Genomic DNA, 4,417 nt, shown 5'->3' with positions numbered 1-4,417 from the left:
CAGCCGCTGCCGCACACGCTGATCGAATATTGTTACAAGGATGATGCGCTGGGCGATCCTCTGGTCGCCGAAGAACATATCGCCTGCTTTGGCTGGGCGACGCAGGAAGAGATGCAGGACATCTCGTCGATGGCGATCCGCATCAACGATTTCATGTCCGGCATGTTCGCGGCCATCGGCATCCGCCTGATCGATTTCAAGCTTGAGTTCGGCCGCCAGTTCGATGGCGATTTCTCGCGGATCATCCTGGCCGACGAGATCAGCCCCGACGGCTGCCGCCTGTGGGACATCGACACCGGCGAAAAGCTCGACAAGGACCGCTTCCGGCGTGATCTCGGCGGCGAGGTCGAGGCGTATCAGGAGGTCGCCCGGCGGCTGGGCCTGCTGCCCGAGGGCGGCGACAATGAAGTGCTCGATCTTGACAGCCACCGCAGAAGGCGCGGCAAGTAAACCAACAGCATAAGGCATGCGCTGGCGCACGCCGCAAATTGACGTTATCGTCATCTTGCGCTGCGCCAGACGCCATGTCACATCTTGGTCAAACAGAACCAGATGCGGACGGAGATGGATCGAGACACCCGGCAGGACAGGCAAATAAACCGCATGATGCTGGCTCTGCTGGCGTCGGGCCTTGCGTTGATCATGGCAGCACCGCTCAGTGCTCAGACCAGCGATCTGGACGCGCCCGCGGTAAGCGCAGAGCCCAATGAAACGGTGGCCGCTGCAGGCCCCGCGCTGCAACCCATTGACCAACGCGTCGCCGCTGCCTGGGGCTTTGACAAGACCGACCTGCAGGCCGACCCCAATGTGCATTTCGGCGTGCTGGCCAATGGCATGCGCTACGCCATCCGCCGCAACCAGACCCCGCCCGAAACCGCCGTCATGCGGATGCTGGTCGATGTCGGCTCGACCGCCGAGGCCGAAGACGAGCGCGGCCTTGCCCATTTTGTTGAGCATATGGCGTTCAACGGCACGACCAATGTGCCCGAAGGCGAGATGGTCAAGATCCTCGAACGGCTGGGGCTGGCGTTCGGCGCGGATACCAACGCGTTCACCAGCTACGACCAGACCGGCTATCTGCTCGACCTGCCCAATGTCAGACCGGACACGGTGGACAGCGCGCTCTTCCTGCTGCGCGAGACCGCGAGCGAGATCAGCTTCGACGCCGACGCAATTGATCGCGAGCGCGGCATCATCCTGTCGGAAATGCGCACCCGCGCCAATTATGCGCAACGCAACCGTGAATCCCTGTTCAATTTCACGGTGCCCGAGACCTTAATCGCAACCCGCTCCCCCATCGGCGACAAGGCGGTCATCGAAACCGCGCCCGCTGCGCGCTTTCGCAGCTTTTATGAACGCTTTTACACGCCTGCGCGCACCACCCTGATCATTGTCGGCGATGTCGATGTGGCGGCGGTGGAGGCGATGGTCATCGCCCGCTTTGCTGACTGGCAGGCCAAGCGCGGCGAGACGCCGACCCCGTCGCTTGGCCGGATCGATCTGGCGCGCACCGATGCGGTCAACATCTTCACTCACCCCGCGATCGACGAGGTGGCGACCGTCATGCGATTTTCGCCTTTTGTCGATCAGCCTGACACCAGCGCGAACCGCCGCGAGAAGCTGCTGCTCGCGCTCGCCTACAACATCGTCGGGCGCAGGCTCGGGCGGATCGCACGGCAGGAAGATGCGCCGTTCGTCGGGGCATCGATTGGCCGGTCGGACGTCTACCGCATCGCCAACCAGTCGGTGCTGAATGTCGGCACCCGCGATGGCGAATGGCAGCGCGGGGTCGCCGCCGCCGAACGCGAGGTGCGCGCCGCGCTGAAATTCGGCTTCACCGAGGCCGAGGTGGCCGAGCAGCTTGCCAACTTCACAACCGGCTATGAAAACGCGGTGCGCGGCAACCAGACGCGGCCCAACGACAGCCTTGCCAACCAGCTGATGGGCATGGCCAAGGATCGGATGATCGTGACCACGCCCGAAAGCCAGCTGGCCCGCTATATGGCGTTTCGCGGCGAGATTACCCCCAAACGCCTGCTGAAGGCACTGCGCAAGGATTTCGGCACGCTTGATGCGCCGCTGATTCATCTGTCGACCAAGGCAGACATTACAGGTGGCGCAGATGAAGTCCGCACCGCATGGCGCGATGCCCGCCGGGTCGCAGTGCGACGGCCAGCGGCGCGCAGCGCCGCCGCTTTTGCCTATCGCGATTTTGGCGCGCCGGGCGCAATTGTCGAGGACAATCTGATCGAGGACCTGGGCATCCGCACCATCCGTTTTGCCAACAATGTGCGGCTGAACCTTAAGCAGACCGATTTTGACAAGAACCGGGTGCTGGCATCGTTGCGCATCGATGGCGGCAACCTGTTGGCATCGCGCGACAAGCCCGAAGCCACCAGCCTGATGAACATATTTGTGCGTGGCGGGCTTGAGGCGCACAGCCTCGACGATCTCTATTCGATTTTCGCGGGGCGCACGGTGTCGCTCAATTTCGGATCGGGCGAAGATTATCTAGGCGGCTATCTGGCCACCACGCCCGATGATCTGGCGCTGCAGATGCAGGTGCTCGCCGCGTTCACGACGCATCCAGGTTATCGCACCGAAGCGCTGAATCAGTATCGCAGCTACCTGCCCAATTTCTACGCGCGGCTGAATGCGACGCCCGCTGGCGCGATCGGCAGCCAGATCGGTGCGATCCTTTCAGACAATGATCCGCGCTTTTCACTCGCCGAACGCGCGGTGTTTGAAAAGCTGACCTTTGATGACCTGCGTTCCGCGATCAACGACCGGCTGGAACGTGGCGCCATCGAGATCGGGCTGGTTGGCGATTTTGACAGCGACGCCGCGATTGCTGCGGTCGCTGCGACATTTGGTGCGCTGCCCGAACGCGAGGTTGAATTCAGGGCCTATGGCGAGACCCGCGACCGCCATTTCACGCAGAACCGGTCGCCGCGCGTGCTGTATCACAAGGGCGAGAGCGATCAGGCGATTGTCGAATATTACTGGCCGACGACCGACGACAGCAACTATCAGGAGGATGTGCGGCTGCGCCTGCTTGCCGAGCTGCTGCAGATCAAGGTGACCGACGAAATCCGCGAAAACCTGGGGGCAAGCTATTCGCCGTCAGCGCGTTCGTTTACCTCGTCAATCTACCCCGGCTATGGCTATATCCAGATCAGCACGAACGTCGAAAGCAATGATGTCGATCGCGTTTCGGCGGCTATCCGGCGCATCGCCGCTGAACTCTCCGAGCCGCTGCCCCCCGCAGACGCGCCGCCACGCGCGCTGGCGATCAATCCCGACGAAATGGCCCGGGCCCGCACGCCAATCCTCGAGTCCATCGCCAACAGCGTGAAAAACAACACCAGCTGGCTGGGCATTGTCGATGCCGCGCAAAGCAAGCCGGAACGGCTCGACCGGTTCCGCAGCGGCGGCACGGCATTCGGCAAGGTGAGCACCGATGATTTGCTGACATTGGCGCGCAAGTATCTGGCACCGGAACGGGCGCTGGTCGTCCAGTCGCTGTTCGATGCAAAAAGCGATGGAACGACACTGGCCGCACGCGCAGCGGACGTTGCCGCCAATCGCTAGGACAGTGACCGGCCAACCCATATAATGTCGGGAGTGAACAGTTGCGCCATCAATCCGCCACAGTCATTCGTGCTGGCAGGCAGATTATTTTGCATAAAGCATGTCATGAAATCTCAGTTTGCGCGTGTGGGCGAATCGGTTGTCGTGGCCTACCTTGTGCGGCGTCAGCAGAAGGTGCCACCCTTCCCGATCCGATACCCCAGCAAACTCAATGCTACGCAGAGCGAAATCACCGTCGGTAATTTAAATCTGGGTAGTTGAAAAATGGTGCGCCCGGAACGATTCGAACGTCCGACCCTCAGATTCGTAGTCTGATGCTCTATCCAGCTGAGCTACGGGCGCTTGGGAAGTGGCGGCATAGGCAGCGATCGGTTTGAAGGCAACACCTTTTTCACCTCTCCCCGTTTTCATGCATCAACAGCCGTTCAATATGCGGCAGCAACGGCAGATCGGCAGGCGGCATTGGCAATTGTGCGAGTTCTACCATGTCTGCCCAACGCAGTGCACTGGCATGCAGCGGCGCGGCCTCTCCCTCCCAGCGCGTGCAGCGATAGAGCAGCAACAGCAGGTGGCGGTTTCCCAGCGCGTCGCTGGCAAAAGTGAACGGTTTGAGGTCACTGGGCGCGACCACAATGCCCAGCTCTTCCGCCAGTTCACGCGCCAGTGCTTGCTCGGGAGTCTCGCCGGGTTCGATCTTGCCACCGGGAAATTCCCAAAGCCCGGCCATGGACTTGCCTTGCGGCCGCTGCTGAACCAGCATCCGGCCGTGGCGATCGCTCAGCAACGCCGCAACCACGGGAAAAAGTGTCGGGATTATTTCCACCTT

At 61.6% G+C, this 4,417-nt stretch carries 3 protein-coding genes and 1 tRNA gene; 2 read left to right on the top strand and 2 right to left on the bottom strand.

Annotated features, from left to right (window positions below):
- Nucleotides 1–450: phosphoribosylaminoimidazolesuccinocarboxamide synthase (locus tag ACEW8G_RS02405; RefSeq protein ID WP_373486848.1), on the top strand; the 450-nt coding region annotated here is incomplete at its 5' end.
- A 153-nt stretch (nt 451–603) separates the two neighbouring features.
- Nucleotides 604–3,591 carry a M16 family metallopeptidase gene (locus ACEW8G_RS02400; RefSeq protein ID WP_373486847.1) on the top strand — a complete coding sequence of 996 codons (2,988 nt, stop codon included), beginning with the start codon at nt 604–606 and terminating at the stop codon, nt 3,589–3,591.
- 265 nt (nt 3,592–3,856) lie between these two features.
- Here the strand turns inward: ACEW8G_RS02400 and ACEW8G_RS02395 are convergent.
- Both ACEW8G_RS02395 and ACEW8G_RS02390 read right to left on the bottom strand, forming a co-directional pair.
- A tRNA-Arg gene (locus ACEW8G_RS02395) sits at nt 3,857–3,933 on the bottom strand.
- A gap of 49 nt (nt 3,934–3,982) precedes the next feature.
- Nucleotides 3,983–4,414 carry a (deoxy)nucleoside triphosphate pyrophosphohydrolase gene (locus ACEW8G_RS02390; protein ID WP_373486849.1) on the bottom strand — a complete coding sequence of 144 codons (432 nt, stop codon included), beginning with the start codon at nt 4,412–4,414 and terminating at the stop codon, nt 3,983–3,985.
- Nucleotides 4,415–4,417 lie beyond the last annotated feature (3 nt).

It is taken from the genome of Blastomonas sp., assembly GCF_041747255.1.
Taxonomy (GTDB): Bacteria; Pseudomonadota; Alphaproteobacteria; order Sphingomonadales; family Sphingomonadaceae; genus Blastomonas.
This window is presented reverse-complemented; position numbering and strand designations above follow the sequence as displayed.